Below are 19,108 nucleotides of genomic sequence, written 5' to 3' on the forward strand. Positions count from 1 at the left end.
GAATTGCGGACAAGGCGCAACAGGCCCTTTGACCGACCACATCTCAAAACTATTCGTCAGAACGAATAGTTTTATCTGTTCGCCAGAACCAAAAACTATTCGTTTTGGCGATGTCAAGCCGCAACCCATTGATTACAAACCAGTTGGTTGGTCAATCGAGAAAGCAGCTCCCCATAGAAGGTTTACCTACCTCCCGCGCAGGGCCTTGAGCTTGGCCAGTGCCTCGGGGCTCAGGCGACTGCCCAGAGTCATCTTGATCTGCGGAGCTTCCTCTGCCTCGCGGACGTCGTTATCGATCTGTTTGATCTCGTCCACCAGCATGCGGCTCGAGATACGCGTAACGCCCTTGCCCATGACGACGGCTTGAATTGTGCCGTCACTCGATACCACGGAGCACGCGCGGCCTTCCTCGCGCGCCTCGATGCAGAGCTTTTGTACCACGGTATCGGCCGATACGCCCGTCGGCGAAAACTCGATGCGCACGCCGCGAGCCGGCAGGTTGGGACGCTCGCTAGAGATATTGCCTGCACCGTCAAACACAATTACGGCCTCGTAGCGGCCCTGGGCAAAGGCGGCAACGTCGTTGATAAGGGCGGTGCGCGCCATATCGTGAACGTCGCTGGAATACGGATCGTCGGAATGGTCGTACACGAGCTTTTCGTAGCGCGGCGTGCAGTGGATCACATTGTAGCCGTCGACCACCAGCAGCTCGGGCTTATTGGAGTGCACCGTGGAGACCGGGTCGGCGATAGCCTGCGCAAACGCATTGCCGCCCACGCCGTAGGTCGCGGCCGAGACAATCGGCTTGGCCGAGCCTTCGCCAAAGCGCTTGGCCTTAGACTTGGCGCGGTTCTTCTTGGACATGCGCTACTCCTCCCCCATGAGCTCGCCGGCGTTGCGGCGTAGCCACTCAAAGCACAGTGCCGTCGTTGCCTGGGCAACGTTGAGGCTCTCGGTCATGCCACGCTGAGGAAGCTTGGTCAAAAAGTCGCATTTCTCGAGCACCAGGCGCGAAATGCCGTCGCCCTCGGAGCCCATAACAAGCGCCACGCGGCCCTCAAACGGGGCATCCCAGCACACATCCTCCGCGTGCTCGGTGGCGCCGCCGACCCAAAATCCGGCGGATTTGAGGTCCTCGAGAGCACGGGCAATGTTGGGAACCTGCGCAATGGGCAGGTGCATGACGGCTCCTGCGGAGGTCTTGTACGTTGCGACGGTGACCTCGGCCGACCGCTTGTTGGGAATCACCACGCCGGCCGCACCCACAACCTCGGCAGAGCGCACGATGGCGCCGAAGTTGCCGGCGTCGGTGACATGGTCGAGCACCACCACGAGTGCGGGCGCATCGGCCGGTGCGGCGGCGATGATATCGGAGAGGTCGGCATAGGGGAACTTGCCAACCTCAAGAACGATGCCTTGATGTGCGCCATGGCTCGAGATCGCATCGAGCTGAGTGCGGGGCACACTCTTGACGCTCACGCCCGCCTCGCCAAGGCCGGCGAGCAAGTCGCGGATGGCCGGCTCGTTCTCCACACCCTGCGCGATCAGCGCGCGCTTGATGGGAAAGCCGGTTCGCAGCGCCTCAAACGCGGCACGGCGCCCCTCGATGTGGTTGCCGAAGGCGCGGGGCGCCTCGGCAGCGCGCGCGCCTCGGCGCTGGGAAGCAGCCGCCTGCGCGCCCGGACGGGCAGGGCGACCCTGCCTGCCCGCAGGCCTCTTCCCGCGATCGCGCTCACCGGGATTGCGGTCCTCGCCTGCCCGGCGCTGCTTGCCGGTGCCGCCCGCGTTTTTCTGCATGTGCCTCTTCTCAGCCACTACTTTCTCCTTCTATCGGCTTTTCTCGACATCCATGGTACGGAGACTGGAATTATCGCGTCAACCCAGCAGATCCCCGCAGGCGCGATTCCCCCACGCTCCTGAGAGCCCCAAGGCCTACGAAAACGCCGCGCCCAACCGAAGTCGGACGCGGCGCGAACCTCAATTTAGGGTCTGTCCCTAAATTGAGGTGAGGCGGGAACCGGTGAAAAATACAAGGAACAGACGAACGAGAGAGCCCCCAATCATGGGAATCTTATGGGGCAACCTAATCTCACTCTGACTAAAGTAGTTAGTTAACTTTGATTTCGCGAATTGTAGCCTGACGCATCATCTGACTAGTAGAGCTTGGCCCGTTGTTCACGAATCGCAGCGTCGATTTGGCGATGAACTTCATCGTCGCCATCTTCATCCCAAACATGAATCAATTTTATTCCACGATGCTCACAGTAGCGTTCCTTATACATTTCCTCTGAATATTCAGTACCATTACGACGGTCACGACGGTATGCCTCACGATCATGCCATTTGATTCCATTAGCCTCAATACCAAGCCGCAGGCTGGGAATATAAATATCGATTTCGAGAGGCGTGTGCCCATCACTCGCAACGATCAAGGTGCGATCATTTTCCCGAACATCGGAGCAACCAGGTTGTTGGCGCACATAAGCCGCAAGACTGCGTTCCCATTGACTGCGGTTCGTGGACGCGGAATCTTCAGTACGACTGAGCAAAACAGCGTCTTTCCCCGTTTCTTTTTCAGACTCTTCGCAATCGTTAAAATATAACGAGATCAGCTTAACGCCCTTGCCCGCAAAAACAGCGAGCACAAAAACGAATCCGACATAGACGAAATATCCAAAAAGTCCAAAATACGTCGGCAATATAATGATTGCGAACATAGCTGCGCAGCCACAAGCCGCGATGAGCGCCAGCTGGCAAAATAACATCATCTGCTGCCTCCGTTATCCATGAGCTCAAAAGAGAATCCCCGTAAAGTAAGCCCTTTCCCACTATAGCGAGGCAAGAACACCCCGTAAAGAATGCCTCGGCTCACTACAACAAGGCCTACGAAAACGCCGCGCCCAACCGAAGTCGGACGCGGCGCGAACCTCAATTTAGGGTCTGTCCCTAAATTGAGGTGAGGCGGGAACCGGTGGAGGTGTCCTCGATGGCAAGACCGAGCTCCTTCAGGCGATCGCGGATGGCGTCGGCGCGGCCCCAATCCTTGGCGGCACGGGCCTCGGCGCGGGCCGCCAGAATGGCCTCAGCGGCGGCGTCGACGCCATCGCCATCGAAGCCCACGAGCTCGGCGGCAACGGCGACGAGCTCGGCGGGCAGGGACTCCTCGATCACGGGGAGCTCCACGCCCAGCTGCGCGAACGAGCCGGCGATCACGGCGGCGCATGCGCGGGCGGCATCCTCGTCCACGGCGCCCGCGGCCTGCTCGAGGTACTTGTTCGCCTCGGTCACCAGCTGGAAGTACGCGGCCACGGCGCCGGCCGTGTTGAAGTCGTCGTCCATGCAGGCCTCGTAGTCGGCGGCGGCCTTTTCCATGGCGGCGGTCAGCGCATCGGCGAGCTCGGCATTCGGCTCGCCTTCCGCATGATCGGCCGCCCACTTGAGATTGCGGCACGTGCCGGCGATACGCGCAAGCGAGTTCTCGGCGCCCTCGAGGCGCTCCCAGGAGAAGTCGAGCGGGCTGCGGTAGTGAGTCTGCAGCATGAGCAGGCGCAGCGCGGCGGCGGAGTGCCTCTCGAGCACCTCTGCCAGGGTAAAGAAGTTGCCCAGGCTCTTGCTCATCTTCTCACCGTCCACGAGCAGCATGCCCGTGTGCATCCAGGTGTTGGAGAAGCCCTCGTGCCAAGCGCAGGTTGCCTGGGCGCACTCGTTCTCGTGGTGCGGGAAGGCGAGGTCGGAGCCGCCGCCGTGGATATCGATGGGGGTGCCCAGGTAGCGGTGGACCATGGCGGCGCACTCGGTGTGCCAGCCGGGACGACCCTCGCCCCATGGGCTCTTCCAAGAGGGCTCACCGGGCTTGGCGGCCTTCCACAGGGCGAAGTCCAGCGGGTCGCGCTTGTCCTCGTTCTCCTCGATGCGGGCGCCCACCATGAGGTCGTCGATGTTGCGGCCGGAGACCTCGCCGTAATTGGGGTCGCTGCGCACGGAGAAGTACACGTCGCCGTTGTCGGCCGCATAGGCATGGCCGCCCTCGATGAGCGTCTTGATCATGCCGATCATGGCGCCGATCTCCTTGGTGGCGCGGGGGCGCACATCCGGGTCGAGCACGTTGGCGGCGCGCATGACGCCGATGAACTTATCGGAGAACTCGGTGGCGACCTCCTCGGCCGTGCGGCCCTGCTCGTTTGCGCGGTTGATGATCTTGTCATCCACGTCGGTGAGGTTCTGGGCGAACGTGACCTCGTAGCCGCTCGCGATAAGCCAGCGGCGGATCACGTCGAAGCTGATGAAGGTGCGGGCGTTGCCGATGTGGATGTTGTCGTAGACGGTGGGGCCGCACACGTACATGCGGACCTTGCCGGGCTCGATGGGCTGGAACTCTTCCTTTTTATGGGTAGCGCTGTTGTAGATACGCATTCGTTACTCCTTAACGGTTTTCTGTAGCAGGCAGACGGCCCAGGCGCCAATTCCCTCGCCTTGACCTTCCCAACCGAGCTTTTCGGTCGTGGTGGCGGCGACGCCCACGTTTTCGACGTCAACGCCCAGGGCATGGGCCAAGTTGGCACGCATGGCATCGCGGTGCGGGGTGATCTTAGGCTGTTGGCAGGCAATGGTGCAGTCGGCATCGACAAACTCAAAGCCCAGCTCGCGCGCATAGTCCATTACGCGGGCAAGCAACACCATCGAGTCGGCACCCTCGTAGGCGGGGTCGGTGTCGGGGAACAGCTTGCCAATGTCTCCCCCGCGGCAGGCGCCCAGAATAGCGTCGGCCAGCGCGTGCGCGAGCACATCGGCATCCGAGTGGCCCAGCAGGCCGCGCTCGTAGGGAATGTCGACCCCGCCGATGATACATCGACGCCCCTCCACCAAACGGTGGACGTCGTAGCCGTGGCCAATGCGCAGGTTACTGAACATGGGGAAGGTCCTCTCCCTCGGCCATGCGACCGAGCAAAATCGCGGTTACGGGACGCAAGTCCTCGGGCACCGTCACCTTAAGGTTGTCGCGCGGGCTCTGGACGCAGCGGACGCTCCCACCCATGCGCTCGACCAGTGACGAATCGTCCGTACCGATAAAGCCCTCGGCAATCGCCGCGGCATGGGCGCGTTTCATGGCGTCGACACTAAAGATCTGCGGCGTCTGCGCGGCCCAATAGAGTTCGCGTGGCGGCGTCTCGACGATGTTGTCCCCATCGACGATCTTGAGCGTGTCGATCGCGGGCTGGCCACACACGACACCGTCGAGCGAGCGGTCACTCACGAGCACGTCGATAGCGTGATCGATGACCTCGGTAGTAATAAGCGGACGAGCTCCATCGTGAATGGCGACGTATTCAAAGCCTGCCGGCACCGCATGCACGCCGGCACGAGTGGAGTCCTGGCGGGTATCGCCGGCATCGGCGAAGCTGATGGGCGTGTTATACGAATACGGGCTGATGGCCAGGCGGCGCATCTCGGCACGACGCTCGGCAGGGCAAACCACGACGATATGGCCGACCTTATCGCTACGGTCAAACGCGCGGATGGACCAGCTCATAAGCGGACGGCCCGCTACATTGACGAGCTGCTTGCCACCGGGATTACCAAAGCGCTGGCCGCTGCCACCGGCAACGACCACGGCGCATACGGGCGCCATTATGCGTTCCCCTGTTTGGTGCCCTTCATGCGGTACAGGGAGTCCGCAAGAATGGCAGGGTTGTTAACGCCAAAGTCGCCCAGGCGCTCCGGATCCTTGCTGATGTCGTCCATGAGCTCCTGCAGCGAGCCATACTCGTCGACGATCTTCTCGGCCACGCCGTCGCGCACGACGGACACGCGCGAAAGCGTACGCAGGCCCAGCGGCGTCATGACGGAGTCCTCGTCCAGGTCGTCGTAACCCAGAACCGCCGCCACATGCTGCGGGTCGGACAAGTCCTTGGGCGTCATACGGCTAAGCTCGGCACGGATCTTCTCGGCGTTTGCCTCGGAGGAATCGCTTGCGTAGTCGCGAATCATCAAGTCGTACTCGGTATCCATGCTGGAGCCGGCGAGCTGCTCGAGCTGCATCTGCACGAGCTTGCCCTGGTTGCCCAGCTTGACAATGCAATCCTTAAGCTCGGTCTTTGCCTGCTGCATGATCTCGAAACTCGAGAAAATGCCGGTGATGTCGGCGAGCGTGACGTAGTCGTCCAGCTCGAGGGCCGTCAGACGCAGCAGGGAGCGGTCGAGCGACTGACGGGTGGTCTGAAGCGTAGCGACGAGCTGGTTGACCGAGCTCATGATGGTGGTGACGGGCTGAATCTCATAGCTCTTGCCGTGCACATACACGTTGACGACGGCACGACGGGCCGAGACCGAGATCACGATGGCGTCGGTGAGCACCGACATGCGAGCGGCAGTACGGTGACGCATGCCCGTCTCGCTCGTGGCGAGCGAGGGATCGGGATTGAGGTGGAAATTGGCGCGCAGGATCTGGGTAAGGTCGCCGTCGATGACGATGGCGCCGTCCATCTTGGAAAGCTCGAACAGGCGGTTCGAGGTAAACGAAATGTTGAGCGGGAAGCCGTCGTTACCGGCAGCGAGCACGTTTTCGGTGTCGCCGACGCAGATAAGCGCGCCCAGGTGACCGGCGATGATCATGTCAAGGGCGGTGCGGATCGGCTGACCAGGTGCCGTCAGGCGGATGGCCTGTTCCATACGCTTTTGCAGCTCGTTCTTATCCAAGGCATCGCTCCCATCGTATACGCTCCATAAACGTCAATAAGTTTCTCACGGTTTGCCCCTGTGACGCCCGCAAATTCCGATGCTTACAGAATGAGCGAACACCGCTTAGGTAGCTCATTTGGGACGGGGCTCTTTTGGCTGCTCATGTGGTAGCATCGGGTCTCATATAAATGAGGGAGTGGTCGTGTAATCGGGTTCGCCCGGAGAGAGGGAGCCAGACTATGGGACTCGCAGAGCTCGTGTTGCTCGCCGTTGGCCTTTCGATGGACGCCTTTGCCGTTTCCATCTGCAAGGGTCTCGGCATGAAAAAGATCAACCTTAAAGTCGCCGTTGTGCTCGGCCTGTTCTTTGGCGGCTTTCAGGCCGGCATGCCCGTAATCGGTTGGGCACTCGGCAGCCAGTTCATGGGCATCATCGGTCCCATAGACCATTGGATCGCCTTTATCCTTTTGGCCTTTATCGGCGGCAAGATGCTGTGGGAAACCTTTACCGAAGACGAGGATGAGGACGAAGGCGACGGCAAAGATGCCGAAAAGATCGACCTGGGCGAGTACCTAATCCTTGCCATCGCCACCTCGATTGACGCGCTCGCCGTGGGCATCTCGTTTGCCGCGCTCTCGGTCGATATCGTGCCCTCTGTATCACTTATCGGCGTCACAACGTTTATCTTCTCCGTCGCCGGCGTAGCGATCGGCCACACCTTTGGCGCGCGCTACGAAAAACCCGCCACCATCGTGGGTGGCGTCGTACTCGTCCTCATCGGGCTTAAGATCCTACTTGAGCACCTTGGGATCCTCGCACTGTAACGAATAACGGCCGCCCGGCATTGCGCCAGGCGGCCGTTTTCATAGCCAACCGTTTTAGAGCAGCTTAACCAAGGCGACCTTTATGCGGCAAGGCGCTTGAGGACGTCGATGAGCAGCTCGTAGAAGCGCTCGGCAGAAGCGAGCTCCATGCTCTCGTCCGGGGTGTGGACATCGGAGAGCGTCGGGCCCACGGCGATGGCGTCCAGGCCGTGCAGGGCCTCGGCAAACAGGCCGCACTCAAGGCCGGCGTGAATGGACTCGATGCGCAGCTCGGAGCCAAAGAGCTCGCGATAGCTCTCGACAAAGACGTCGCGGACCGGCGAATGCTCGGCATAGCTCCAGCCGGGATACTCGAACTCAAACTTGGCGTCGAAGCCCAGGACATCGGCCAGCGTCTGCAGGCGGTCCTTGAACTCGTTCTGCAGCGAGGTGATCGAGGAGCGCGGGGACAGCATGATCTTGACCTCGTCGTCAGAAGTGGCAACCACACCGATGTTGGAGGAAACCTCGACGGAGCCGTCGGTAGCAACGTTGCGGCGGATCACGCCGTTGGGGGCAAGACGCAGGGCGCGGATGAGGGCAAGCGCGGACTTCTCGTCCATGGCCTCGACCTCGGCGTCGTCGGCAATCTCGACAGTGCAGGTAAAGCCGGGGTCGAAGACCTCGAGCTCGGCAGTGACGTCGGCGATAATGCCCTTTGCGATCTGGGCCGCGGCCTCGGCGGCAGCGTGGTCGGCGTAGACCAGAACAGCCTTGCACTCACGGTTGATGGCGTTGTCCTTGGTGCCGCCGTTAAAGCTAACGATGGCGGGCTCGCCGGCAACCATCAGGCGGTCGATGATGCGGGCCATGATGAGGTTGCCGTTGCCGCGCTCTAGGTGGATATCGCTTCCGGAGTGACCGCCCAGCAGGCCGGAGATGTCGAACGTGAGGGTGCTACCGATTTTGTGCTCGCGCGCGATCGGGCAGGTGTAGGTAACGACGACGCCGCCGGCGCAGCTGACGGTGGCAACGCCCTCTTCCTCGGAGTCAAGGTTGATCATGGTGCGGGCGCTAATCTGGGACTTGTCGAGTGTCTCGGCGCCGACCAGGCCAGTCTCCTCGTCGGTGGTGAATACGCACTCGAGGGCGGGGTGAACGATCGAATCGTCATCGAGAACAGTGAGCATCAGAGCGACGGCGATACCGTTGTCGGCGCCCAGCGTGGTGCCGTTAGCGGTGAGAACGCCGTCCTTGACGAGCAGGTCGATACCATCGGTCGTAAAGTCGTGCTCAACGGAGCCCAATTTGTCGCACACCATATCGATGTGGCCCTGCAGCATTACGGTCGGGGCATTCTCGGCACCGGCAGATGCGGGCTTGCGAATGATGACGTTGTAGACCTCGTCCTGATACACATCGAGGCCGCGCTCTTTGGCAAACGCAACCAGGAAATCGCTGACGCCCTTCTCGTTGCCAGACCCACGGGGGATCGCGCTGACCTCCTCAAAGAAATGGAACAGCTGGGCGGGCTCATAGCCGGTGATCTTGTAGTCCATGGTGCCTCCTTGGCGCAACTGGTTAGACAATAAGACATGCGCCTTGTATATTCCCAGACTTCGTTTGCATAAACCAGTCGAAAACGCCGAGCGCTTTCGCATCATCGGCTAACGGCGGGGAAACGCCACTTTATTAAGATAAAGCAGGTAGACGGACCGCGCCGAAGGGACGTTGGACCCTTCAACCAACCTCAACGCTTGACCAACGCTTATGCATACGCCGTTGGTATGTTTAATGAGATTTACATTGAACGAGGGGCCTTTCCAACAGAAAAAAGGGCGCTCCTTTGGAACGCCCTCGTGGACACAAGGTTTTGTTACGCCCTACAGCGCGCCGGAACCGGCTTGCATCATGCCGCCGGGGCCCGAGCTTACGCCACTGCTCACAGGCGCGGCGTTTCCGGTGTGCGGCGCTGCCGGAGCGGTATCGCCCCCAAGCGCACCTGCCGGACGCGGCGCCGGGATCTCGCCCGTACCGTGGCTAAAGACGAACTTGCCGTCGGCCACGTCGCACAGGACGGTATCGCCGCTGCCCCACTCGCCGGCCAGCAGCTCCTCGGACAGCGGATCCTCGATGAGCTTTTGGATGGCGCGGCGCAGCGGACGTGCGCCGTTGGTGAGGTCGGTACCCTCGGCTACGATCTTGTCGTAGGCCGCATCGGTGAGTTTGATGTTCATGCCGTTGGCAATCAGGCGCTGGCGCAGGTCGTCCACCAGCAGGTGAGCGATCTTGGTCAAGTTCTCGCCCGAAAGCTTCTGAAACACCACGATGTCATCGATACGGTTGAGCAGCTCGGGGCGGAACAGGCGCTTGAGTTCGCCCATCGCACGGCCCTTAATCTCGCTCGAGGTAAGACCCTGCTCACCGGTGGTGCCAAAGCCAACGCTCGCATCCTGCGCAATCTCGCGGGCGCCCACGTTGGACGTCATGATGATCACGGTGTTGCGGAAATCGACCGTCTTGCCCTGGCTATCGGTCAGGCGACCCTCCTCAAGCACCTGCAGCAAGATGTTGAAGATATCGGGGTGCGCCTTCTCGATCTCGTCGAACAGCACGACCGAGTACGGGTGACGGCGAACGGCCTTGGTGAGCTGACCGCCCTCGTCGTGGCCCACGTAGCCCGGGGGGCTACCGATAAGCTTGGAGACCTCGAACTCGCTGCCAAACTCCGACATATCGAAGCTGATGAGCGCGTCCTTGCTGCCAAAGAGATACTCGGCGAGCGTCTTGGCGAGCTCGGTCTTGCCTGTGCCGGTAGGACCCAAGAAGATGAAGCTGCCGCCGGGACGACGCGGGTCCTTGAGCGGCGAGCGGCTGCGGCGCACTGCCTTGGCCACGGCCTCGACAGCTTCATCCTGGCCGATAATGCGGGTCTTGAGCACGCTTTCGGTCTGCAACAGACGACGGCTTTCGCTCTCGGTGAGCGAAGACACCGGCACGCCCGAGGTCACGGACACGATGTCGGCAACCTGGGCGACATCGATGGTGAGCGGGCTGGCGTCGAGCTCGGCCGTCCAAGCTGCCTTGGCCTCGGCGAGCTCAATCTCGGCAGCCTTCTGCTGCTCGGTAATCTCGGCGGCCTTGTTCATGTCGTCGCCCTCGGTGGCCTCCTGCGCGGCAGCCTTGAGCTCCTCCACGCGATGCTCGGCCTCGCGCACCGGCTCAGGCGCACGGTTGGCGGCAATGCGGGCGCGGGCGCCGGCCTCGTCGATGAGGTCGATGGCCTTATCGGGCAGGAAGCGATCCTGGATGTAGCGGTTGGAGAGGTTCGCGGCAGCCTCGATGGCACCCTGCGTATAGCGCACGTGGTGGTGCTCCTCGTAGCGTGGCTTGAGCGCGGTCAGGATCTTGACCGTGTCCTCGACGCTTGGCTCCTCAACATCGATGGTCTGGAAGCGGCGCTCGAAGGCCGGGTCCTTGGTGAGGTACTTGCGGAACTCCTCGGCCGTGGTGGCACCGATGATCTGGAAAGCGCCGCGCGCGAGCACGGGCTTGAGCATGGAGCTTGCATCGATGGATCCCTCGGCAGAACCGGCACCGATGATGGTGTGCATCTCGTCGATAAACAGGATGACGTCGTCGGCTTCGGTTGCCTCCTGGATCACGTTCTTGAGACGCTCCTCAAACTCACCGCGATACTTGGCGCCCGCGACAAGACCCGGCAAGTCGAGCGTCCAGATGTTCTGGTTCATAAGGTTCTCGGGCACGTTGCCGGCAGCGATCTGCTGCGCCAAGCCCTCGACGATGGCCGTCTTGCCCACGCCGGGGTCACCCAAGATAAGCGGGTTGTTCTTGGTGCGGCGCGAAAGGATCTCCATCATGCGCTGGACTTCCTTTTCGCGACCGATCACCGGGTCGAGCTCGCCGTCGCGCGCCTTCTGCGTAAGGTTGGTGGCGAACTGCTTGAGCGTGTCGGTGCCGCTCCCCTTTTGCTGCGAGGCGTCCGAGCCGCTAAAGAACGGCAGGCCTGTACCGGGACGCCCGGCACCGGCACCGGCGAGCGGGCGCTTCTTGTCTTGATCCTTGGCGGTAAGCTTCTCGATGGCTTTTTTAATGGAAGCGGACGAAACACCCAGGCGCATGAGAATGTCCATGGCCATGCCGTTGCCCTCTTCGACGATACCGATGAGCAGGTGCTCGGTCGACACATAGGTCTGGTTGTTCTCGCGCGCCACGCGGAAGGAACGCTCCATCACGCTGATGACGAGCGGCGTAAAGGCGAGCTTAGCGGCCTCGGTCTCCTCGCTGGGCTCGGGAACGGTGGTCTGGACCTCCTTGAGCGTGTCCATGATGTCATCGTAGGAGATATCGAGTGAGCGCAGTGCCTCGGCGGCAATGCCCTCGTCCTCCTTGGCGAGCGCGAGCAGCAGATGCTCGGTACCCACCTTATTTGAGTGAAGATCGAGCGCCTCCTGCTTGGCCATGGACATGACCTTGCGCGCGCGATCGGTAAAACGGTCCAACATGCTAGTTCCTCTTAGACGAGCTAGTTTTTCAAACGCAAAGCGCCACTCGTGGCGGCGCTTTGGTCTCTTTACCCATATGGAGTATATGTTAACCGCTGTGGCCTTTTCCGCGTGCAGCCATACGACAACGTCTACAAAAAAGGAATCGCCGGGTGCGGCGGGCGCTCTAGATTAGAGGCTCTTGCCTAGCAGGCGGGCTCGGCGTCCATGCTCTCGGCAACGTCATCGACGACATCGGCAACGGAAGCGCCCGGCATGCGCACGAGCTCCATATGCTGCTCTTCAAAGACGGTTCCCATGGGGAAGGCGCGTCGGAAGACAAAGCGAGCAACCCCGGCGTGACCAGGAATTTAAAAGCGAAACCCTTGGCAAGGGGACTGGCAACAAACCAGTCGCAGCACATGGCAAAAATATAGGCAACGGGGAAGCCGAGCCACGCGTCGGCAATGACCTCGCCGTTGATGGCCCCATGCTGCAGGGCAACGTTGTAGATGCTCATCCAGAGCACCATGCAAAAGCACATGATAAAAGTAAACAGCAAGCTCTCTCGTTTATTGATAGGCATAAAGGGCAAAATCCTTTCTGTGTTACGCCGCGGTGCACAACAAAAACGGGCGGGCGAGATGGAGCTACTGGGACTTCATCTCGCCCGCCCGTGGTACGTGCGTCTGCGACTACTTATGTGGTGGAACTACCCTAACACGAACGGCGCGCGCTTCGTAAGCGTTGAGTTTATGAAGATGCAGGGCACCGATAATCCCCCGACCCCATAAGTTGCAGTGGAATACGGACTGTTTTGACCCTTTAAGCAGCAATTCAGTCCCTATTTCACCGCAACTCATTTGGTGCAAAGTAACCTGTCCCCCTTGTACCAATTAGCTGGTGTAGCGCCAGCGAGGGTCGGTGAGCGTACGCGCCACACCCAGCCCAACGGGCAGAAACGCTACGATGAGCACTGCGCGCACAAACCAGCCGAGCATATTGACTGTGTCGAAGGTGCACATGTAATACATAGAGCGATAGAGATACAGACCGGGCACCATAATGACAATCGAAGGCACCGTGAGGGCGATGCGCGGGTAGGTGAGCTTGACTTCGGCCAAACTTGCCAGCAGACCCGATACCAGCGCGCCGATAAACGCTGCTGCCTCGGGAGGCATTCCCGTGCTGAGGCCCAGGAAGGGAATCATCGTCGGCGCATCGACAAGGGTCAGACGCAGGGTATTGGACACGGCGCCGATCAACCCAGCTGCCGCGGCCATCTTTACCGGGCTGTTGAACATCACCGAGAAGCCGAATACGCCAACGAAGCTCATCACCACGCGCAGGAGCGTAAGGGTAAGCGGCGAAAGGCCCAGTGGGGCAAAGTCGTCCGGCGCCAGTCCCACACACTCGGCAACCATCCAACCTACGAGGGTCGCCATCACAATAATCGACACAGCATACGAAAGACGCTCGATACCGCTTCGCATGTCGAGCTTAGCGATGTCGAGACCTGCCGTAATGAGCGGAAAGCCAGGAATCACAAAGAGCATGGCGCCGATATAGCCTTCTTGGTGCGACATTGCACCCGGAACAACCTGGGCGAGGCCGAGCAATGCCAGCAAATATGAGATACAGGCCAGTGCGACACCGAGCGTCAAAGCGCTGAACTGACCAAGGCCTTGCTTGAGAATATGGGAGCGGGCAAAGTTGCCGACACCCGCGCCCACGAACGCGCATGCCATCTCAATGGGACCGCCACCAAGTAAAAAGACAAAGGCGCCACAGGCGCAGGCTGCCGCAAGGCCCTGTTGCCAGGGCGCGTAATCAGGTTTTGAACTCTCAACGGTCTTGAGCATCTCGTGGTACTCGTGCACCGTGAAGCGACGACCATAGGTCTCGATTTCCTTGAGGAAGCTCTCCATCATCCAAATGCGATGGGTGTTGACGCCGGTTGTCGGCAGACTGACGACCTCGTTAAAGCAGTGGCCATCTTCGATGCAAGTACACTCAAACGACAGGAGACTTAAGTCAACATGGATGGTGACACCGAGTACGGCGGCGACTCGATTCATGGTATCGCGTACGCGCCAGGCACCCGTTCCACTCGCGAGCATAAGCATACCGGTGCGGCAGACGATGGATGATTTATCGGTGAGCGGCGCATCGACGGCAAGTTCATCGCCTGCCGTCACGATCTGGTGCCAGTCAGTTTTCATATGGAGCGCGCCGGCACGAACGCCGTGGTGCATGGGGGCTCTCGAAAGCAGCGAGTTAAGGCGCGAAGACTGTGGGGACTCCGTTGATTCGTCCTCAACCTCATCAGCCTCTTCAGCGACCAGATCAAAGGAATCAAGCGGCGCTGGCTCGCGACGGTCGATCAGCTCCTCGTCCTCATCATCAAAGTAATTGAACTGATCGAGCATGTCCTCTTCGATTGCGCGCTCGCTCGCATCGTCCATATAGGCGCTCCCTTCCTGCCGACTAACCCCCATCCTAGACAGCGACAGCTAAAGGAAACATAAAAGAGACAACTGTCATGCGAGACATGTGCACAATAGCCGTTGGGTAGTCGTTTAAGAACGTCCCCAACGACTACTCCGGCAACGCCGATGTTTTGGCAACGACAGCGAGCGACGTCCAGGGCGAACAAGTTGGCATGAAAAAGGCAAGGCATAGACCTTCTGGTCATGCCTTGCCTTTTGAATGACAAATTGTCGCCCTGGGCGGCGCGCAGCGTCGGCTGGTCCGCCGTTCGGTAGAACGGCGGAACCAATTAGTACATCTTTGCGCCGGCGGGAATGGAGGCGTCGAGCTGGATCAGGTTGAGGCGCTCCTCGCCCTCCTCCTCGTGGATGGCACTGATGAGCATGCCGCAGCTGGGGATGCCCATCATCTTGCGCGGAGGCAGGTTGGTGATGGCAAGCAGGGTCTTGCCGACCAGGTCCTCGGGCTCATAGTATTCGTGGATGCCGGAGAGGATGGTGCGGTCGGCACCGGTACCGTCGTCGAGCGTAAAGTTCAGCAGCTTCTTGGACTTCTTGACGGCCTCGCATGCCTTGACCTTCACAGCGCGGAAATCGCTCTTGGAGAAGGTATCGAAATCGACGAACTCCTCAAACAGCGGCTCAACGGCGATCTTGGAGTAATCGAGCGTGGGCTTGAGCGACTTAACGAACGGGCTCGCGGCGTTGCCGGCCTCGGCAGCCTTGGCGGCAGCGGCACCGGACTGGAAACCCTTCTCGGGCTTCATGTGCGGGAACAGCAGGACATCGCGGATGGAAGCCTGGTTGGTGAGCAGCATGACCACGCGGTCGATACCGATGCCAATGCCACCCGCGGGAGGCATACCGTACTCGAGGGCGCGCACGTAGTCCTCGTCGTACTCCATGGCCTCATCGTCGCCGCCGGCCTTCTCGGCCATCTGGGCGGCAAAGCGCTCAGCCTGGTCGACCGGGTCGTTGAGCTCGGAGAATGCGTTGGCGTACTCGTGGCCGGCGATGACCAGCTCAAAGCGGTGGGTCAGACGCGGATCGTCCTCAAAACGCTTGGCGAGCGGGCTGACCTCGATGGGGTAATCGCACACGAAGGTCGGGTTGACGATGGTGTCCTCGCCCAGCTCATCGTAAATCTCGGCGATGATCTTGCCGGCAGTCCACTCGGGCTTGATCTCCAGGCCCTTCTCGCGCGCGGCGGCAGCAAGCTCCTCGACAGGCGTGTCGATGGTGACCTTCTTGCCGAGCACGTCAGAGACAATATCAGTCATGGGACGACTTGCCCACTCACCGGACAGATCGATGGTCTGGCCCTGGTACTCGATGACCTCGGGGTTGCCGATGGCCTTGTTGGCAGCCTTGATGACGCCCTGGGCGAGCGCCTTCATGCCCTCGAGATCGGAGAAGGCACGGTAGGCCTCCATCGTGGTGAACTCGGGGTTGTGGGTGAGGTCCATGCCCTCGTTACGGAAGATACGACCGATCTCGAAGACGCGCTCAAAGCCACCGACGATGCAGCGCTTGAGGTGCAGCTCGGTAGCAATGCGCAGGTAGCACTCCTGATCGAGAGCGTTGAAGTGCGTGATGAACGGCTTAGCCGTAGCGCCACCCTGAATGGTCTGCAGGATGGGGGTCTCGACCTCCATGTAGCCGTCGGACTCCATAAAGCGACGGAAGGTGGAGAGGATCTGCGAGCGCTTGCGGAAGGTCTCGCGAACATCGTCGTTGGCGATCAGGTCGACATAGCGCTGACGATAGCGGGTCTCCTTGTCGGAGAGACCGTGGAACTTCTCGGGCAGCGGGCGAACGGCCTTGGAGAGCAGGGTCGCGCTCTTAGGGGCGACGGAGAGCTGGCCGCGCTGAGTACGCACAACCACACCGGTCACACCCAGGATATCGCCAAGGTCGAGGGCCTTGAGCGTATTCCAGGCTGCCTCGTCCATGTCGTTGATGCGGCAGAACAGCTGAATCTCGGCCGTTGCGTCGCGCACGACGATGAACATGATCTTGCCCTGACCACGCTTGGCGACCACGCGGCCGCCGATCTTCACGACGTCCTCGGTGTCTTCGCCATCGGCAAGATCGGCATACTTAGCCTCGATGTCGGCAACGTAGTCCTCGATCTCGGAGTGCTCGGGATAGGGGTTCTGGCCCGCCTCGAACAGGGCGGCGCGCTTGGCCAGGCGCGTGGCGCGCTCGTCGTTGAGCGTCGATGCCTGCTCGGCGGCGTTTTGGTTCTCTGCCATAAGTTAGCTCCTCAAACTAAAACGCTCCCCAGGATTCGGTCCCAGGGAGCGAAAACATACCTTTACGCGGGACCGTGGTCTAGCGTGCGATCTTGGCGATGGTGTAGACGCGAGTCTTGCCGGAAGGCGTAACGACCTCGACGGAGTCGCCCTCGCCGTGGCCGATGATGGCGTGGCCGACCGGGGACTCGTTGGAGATCTTGTGCTCGAGCGAGTTGGTCTCGGTGGTACCGACGAGCGTGACTTCCATGACCTCACCGTTGGGATCAATCAGCGAAACGGTGGAACCGATGGAGACGGTCAGATCGCCCGTGGTGGCAGCAACCTGAGCGTTGGCGAGAATAGCCTGAATCTCGGCAATGCGAGCAGCATTCTGAGCCTGCTTGTCCTTGGCGGCATCGTACTCGGAGTTCTCCGAAAGGTCGCCAAACGCGCGGGCTTCCTTGATGTCCTCGACGATCTCCTTGGCGTAATCGCCCTCACGCCAAGCGAGCTCCTCGACGAGCTTCTGGCGGCCCTCAGCGGTCAGTACGATCTGGCTTGCGTCCATACGGATATCTCCCCAACTATGATGTAACAATCAACTGTCAACATAACGAAAAAGACCGGCTAGCCTGCGGGCAAGCCGGTCAGGTGCTCACCCCAAAGGGATGGGACTACTCTGCGTCCGCGTCGCCGTCCTCTTCCTTCTTTTTCTTGGCGGCGGCGAGCTGGGCCTCGAGCTCTGCGATCTTCTTGTCCTCCTCGGACTCCTCGACCACAACGTCCTCGGCCTGCTTGGTCTCGTCCTTATCGTCGCCCTCCATACCCTCGCGGATATTCTTGACGGTAGAGCCGAGGGACTTGCCGAGCTTCGGCAGGTTCTTGGGCCCGAAGATAATCAGGACAACGACGAGAATGATGATGAGCTCAGGAGCCCTCAGTCCAAACATGTAGACCTCCACAAAACAGCGAGACAAGCTCGAATGAGTATACCGCGGGTATCGCGGTATCACAACAATAGCTAAAAAAAGGGACCGCAAGAAGCGGTCCCTCCTCATGCTCTGGTCGGGTTGACTGGATTTGAACCAGCGACCCCTGCGTCCCGAACGCAGTGCTCTACCAAACTGAGCCACAACCCGTTAGCTCGACTATAGTAACAAAGATTTTCGCCGCGTGCTAGAGAAATTTTTATTTCTTTGGCGCGTCGATTTGAACCGTGTTGTGAATAAGCTCAGTCGCGCAGGACCACCAGCCATTTTGCTGGGCAGCCCCGGCAAGCCTTTCGGCCGTGGCGGCGGTGTCGCAAATGGCAAACGAGCAGGCACCCGACCCGCACACGTCCACGGCAACGGTTCCCTCCTGTTCGCTCAGCCAGTCGAGAACCGCCTGGATCTGCGGCTCCATCAAAGCAGAAATGACGCCCAAGTTGTTATGGATGAGCGAATACGCCATCTTCGCATCACTCACGCTAAGAGCCGATGCAATGGCACCGGGCGCAGTCGCGGGCACCGGGGCCTCGTCAAAACGTCGATAGGCCTCAATTGTCGAAACGCGCGCCTCCCGAGGCTTGACCAGCACAACGGGCGTCACAGGAAGCGCGGGGTACTCAGTTGCCAGAACGTCTCCCCCACCCACGTAGAATGCGGGGCTCGTATGCAAAAAGAACGGCACGTCGGCGCCGATGCCACGCGCAATCTCGTCCAGCGCAGGATCAGTGCGGTCGATGCCCCACAGCTCAGCCAGGGCAACGATAACCGCCGCGGCATCCGTCGAGGGGCCGCCCAGGCCGGCGCACAGCGGGATGCGCTTCTCAATCGTCACGCACACGTTTGCCTCGCGCCCGAAATGATCGGCCATGGCGACGGCGGCGCGGTAGGCAGTATTCTTTTGCATGGGAAAATCTGATGCCGGAACCGTCTGGACGGTCAACGCCTGCGCCGGCGTGACCGTCACGGTATCGGCTAGGCCGACAGCTGCCATCAGGGAATCGACGTTGTGGTAGCCGCGGGTATCGCGCTCGGTATGAACCCCCAGGTAGAGGTTAATCTTTGCCGGCGCAGTAAGGATGAGGGACCGATCGGTCACCGTTAATGCTCCTCGAGCTGGTTGCCGAGCGGAGTAAAGATGTGCTCGCCGCTCTCGGGGTCGAACAGTTCAACCTGACCGGTAAGGACGTCGATGTACTGGTAGGACTGACGCGACTTGCGGCCGCGGCGCTCGTCAACCTCGACGATAAAGACAGCCGGGTGGACGCTCTTGATGGTACCCATGCGCTCGACAACGCGGGTACGGCCCATGTTGGCCTTCACCTTGACGCGATCGCCCACCATATCGGTCAGCTTCTCGTGGATGTCGTCGACGTAATTGACTTCCATCTCTTCCATGAACAGGGCCTC

At 60.5% G+C, this 19,108-nt stretch carries 17 protein-coding genes and 1 tRNA gene; 2 read left to right on the plus strand and 16 right to left on the minus strand.

Translation table 11 applies throughout. The features are described 5' to 3' along the window. Window positions 1–186: 186 nt before the first annotated feature. From ACQRAQ_RS01585 to disA, 7 genes are all read right to left on the minus strand, one after another. Entirely contained in the window at window positions 187–864 is a 678-nt protein-coding gene (locus tag ACQRAQ_RS01585) for an NYN domain-containing protein (RefSeq protein WP_154514764.1), read from the minus strand. A 3-nt stretch (window positions 865–867) separates the two neighbouring features. Next, window positions 868–1,815, minus strand: coding sequence for a 23S rRNA (guanosine(2251)-2'-O)-methyltransferase RlmB (rlmB, locus tag ACQRAQ_RS01590; RefSeq protein WP_427793578.1), 948 nt, complete (start codon window positions 1,813–1,815; stop codon window positions 868–870). Between the two features lie 338 nt (window positions 1,816–2,153). Continuing rightward, window positions 2,154–2,768, minus strand: a complete 615-nt coding sequence (locus tag ACQRAQ_RS01595; protein ID WP_427793580.1) for a hypothetical protein — start codon at window positions 2,766–2,768, stop codon at window positions 2,154–2,156. 178 nt (window positions 2,769–2,946) lie between these two features. Continuing rightward, a complete protein-coding gene (gene cysS / locus ACQRAQ_RS01600) occupies window positions 2,947–4,413 on the minus strand; it encodes a cysteine--tRNA ligase (RefSeq protein WP_427793581.1) in 1,467 nt (488 codons plus the stop codon). A gap of 3 nt (window positions 4,414–4,416) precedes the next feature. Further along, window positions 4,417–4,911 carry a 2-C-methyl-D-erythritol 2,4-cyclodiphosphate synthase gene (gene ispF, locus ACQRAQ_RS01605; protein WP_006234975.1) on the minus strand — a complete coding sequence of 165 codons (495 nt, stop codon included), beginning with the start codon at window positions 4,909–4,911 and terminating at the stop codon, window positions 4,417–4,419. Then, a complete protein-coding gene (gene ispD / locus ACQRAQ_RS01610; RefSeq protein WP_427793583.1) occupies window positions 4,901–5,629 on the minus strand; it encodes a 2-C-methyl-D-erythritol 4-phosphate cytidylyltransferase in 729 nt (242 codons plus the stop codon). The genes ispF and ispD overlap by 11 nt, the downstream gene beginning before the upstream one ends. After that, entirely contained in the window at window positions 5,629–6,669 is a 1,041-nt protein-coding gene (gene disA, locus ACQRAQ_RS01615) for a DNA integrity scanning diadenylate cyclase DisA (RefSeq protein WP_370450554.1), read from the minus strand. The genes ispD and disA overlap by 1 nt, the downstream gene beginning before the upstream one ends. 248 nt (window positions 6,670–6,917) lie before the next feature. On the opposite strand from disA, the gene ACQRAQ_RS01620 reads away from it, so the two are divergent. Next, complete coding sequence (locus tag ACQRAQ_RS01620; RefSeq protein WP_427793585.1) at window positions 6,918–7,502, plus strand: manganese efflux pump MntP family protein; 585 nt, start codon at window positions 6,918–6,920, stop codon at window positions 7,500–7,502. Window positions 7,503–7,582: 80 nt separating this feature from the next. On the opposite strand, the gene ACQRAQ_RS01625 is transcribed toward ACQRAQ_RS01620, so the two are convergent. Together ACQRAQ_RS01625 and ACQRAQ_RS01630 are read right to left on the minus strand one after the other, a co-directional pair. Further along, window positions 7,583–9,040, minus strand: coding sequence for an aminoacyl-histidine dipeptidase (locus ACQRAQ_RS01625; RefSeq protein ID WP_427793587.1), 1,458 nt, complete (start codon window positions 9,038–9,040; stop codon window positions 7,583–7,585). 324 nt (window positions 9,041–9,364) lie between these two features. Beyond that, on the minus strand, window positions 9,365–12,007 hold the full coding sequence (locus tag ACQRAQ_RS01630; protein WP_427747689.1) for an ATP-dependent Clp protease ATP-binding subunit: 2,643 nt from the start codon (window positions 12,005–12,007) through the stop codon (window positions 9,365–9,367). A gap of 491 nt (window positions 12,008–12,498) precedes the next feature. Between ACQRAQ_RS01630 and ACQRAQ_RS01635 the strand changes: the two genes are divergently transcribed. Further along, entirely contained in the window at window positions 12,499–12,780 is a 282-nt protein-coding gene (locus ACQRAQ_RS01635; RefSeq protein WP_427727022.1) for a hypothetical protein, read from the plus strand. A 102-nt stretch (window positions 12,781–12,882) separates the two neighbouring features. On the opposite strand, the gene ACQRAQ_RS01640 is transcribed toward ACQRAQ_RS01635, so the two are convergent. The 7 genes from ACQRAQ_RS01640 to ACQRAQ_RS01670 all read right to left on the minus strand — a co-directional run bounded on the left by ACQRAQ_RS01640 (window position 12,883) and on the right by ACQRAQ_RS01670 (window position 19,096). After that, complete coding sequence (locus ACQRAQ_RS01640) at window positions 12,883–14,451, minus strand: threonine/serine ThrE exporter family protein (protein WP_427793588.1); 1,569 nt, start codon at window positions 14,449–14,451, stop codon at window positions 12,883–12,885. Between the two features lie 314 nt (window positions 14,452–14,765). Next, window positions 14,766–16,730 (minus strand): lysine--tRNA ligase, encoded by a 1,965-nt coding sequence (gene lysS, locus ACQRAQ_RS01645; RefSeq protein ID WP_154514782.1) that lies wholly within the window; start codon window positions 16,728–16,730, stop codon window positions 14,766–14,768. 79 nt (window positions 16,731–16,809) lie between these two features. Then, the gene (gene greA, locus ACQRAQ_RS01650) at window positions 16,810–17,280 is read right to left on the minus strand and encodes a transcription elongation factor GreA (RefSeq protein WP_006234960.1); all 471 of its coding nucleotides are present in this window, start codon (window positions 17,278–17,280) and stop codon (window positions 16,810–16,812) included. A gap of 106 nt (window positions 17,281–17,386) precedes the next feature. Beyond that, complete coding sequence (gene tatA / locus ACQRAQ_RS01655; RefSeq protein ID WP_427793590.1) at window positions 17,387–17,662, minus strand: twin-arginine translocase TatA/TatE family subunit; 276 nt, start codon at window positions 17,660–17,662, stop codon at window positions 17,387–17,389. A gap of 112 nt (window positions 17,663–17,774) precedes the next feature. Further along, window positions 17,775–17,851, minus strand: a tRNA-Pro gene (locus ACQRAQ_RS01660). A 49-nt stretch (window positions 17,852–17,900) separates the two neighbouring features. After that, window positions 17,901–18,797 (minus strand): 4-(cytidine 5'-diphospho)-2-C-methyl-D-erythritol kinase, encoded by an 897-nt coding sequence (gene ispE, locus ACQRAQ_RS01665; protein ID WP_427793592.1) that lies wholly within the window; start codon window positions 18,795–18,797, stop codon window positions 17,901–17,903. Window positions 18,798–18,799: 2 nt separating this feature from the next. Further along, window positions 18,800–19,096 (minus strand): Veg family protein, encoded by a 297-nt coding sequence (locus ACQRAQ_RS01670; RefSeq protein ID WP_118206416.1) that lies wholly within the window; start codon window positions 19,094–19,096, stop codon window positions 18,800–18,802. Between the last annotated feature and the right edge of the window lie 12 nt (window positions 19,097–19,108).

The organism is Collinsella sp. SGI.178, from assembly GCF_050313495.1.
Lineage (GTDB): Bacteria > Actinomycetota > Coriobacteriia > Coriobacteriales > Coriobacteriaceae > Collinsella.